Genomic DNA, 452 nt, shown 5'->3' with positions numbered 1-452 from the left:
GACTGGCGATGCCACTGGTTGAACGATGCCGCATGCGGGTGGTCGTCCGGTACGCGCGCCTGCCAGATGCCCGTGACAAGGCAGCGCGCGGCGCCGCTGCATCGCACCCGCGGCGTTGGCACCTCGGCCTCGCGCGCGATGCCCTGGGCCACGCGCGTATGAGCAGACAGCAGGCCGCGCTCGGCACCTTCGAGTTGACTGGTGCGCGGGGATGATGGTGCCGGCGCGTGCGGCGGCGAAGAAGCAGCAGCAGGCACCACGGCCTTGGCGGCATCGATGAGCGTCTTGGGCTCGCTCATGTCCCACTGGGGCAGCGGTGCCGGGGGAAGGGGCAGCACCTTGTCGAGATTGGGAAAGCGCAGGTCGGGGTTGTGATAGAGCGCGTCGCCAAGAGCGTTGTAGCGGTCTGCGCGCGACTTGTCGACGGTACCGCTGACCAATGGAGTACCTCT

General features: G+C 68.4%; 1 protein-coding gene. It reads right to left on the bottom strand.

Annotated elements, in window-relative coordinates; genetic code table 11:
* A partial coding sequence (locus tag ACCC97_RS28820) for a DUF6396 domain-containing protein (protein WP_413336397.1) occupies positions 1-440 on the bottom strand: 440 nt, incomplete at its 3' end.
* Positions 441-452: the final 12 nt, after the last annotated feature.

Source organism: Variovorax sp. Varisp85 (assembly GCF_047304045.1).
In the GTDB taxonomy this organism is placed as follows: domain Bacteria; phylum Pseudomonadota; class Gammaproteobacteria; order Burkholderiales; family Burkholderiaceae_C; genus Variovorax.
Note: the sequence above shows the minus strand (reverse complement) of the source record. Positions and strands in the feature narration are given on the sequence as shown.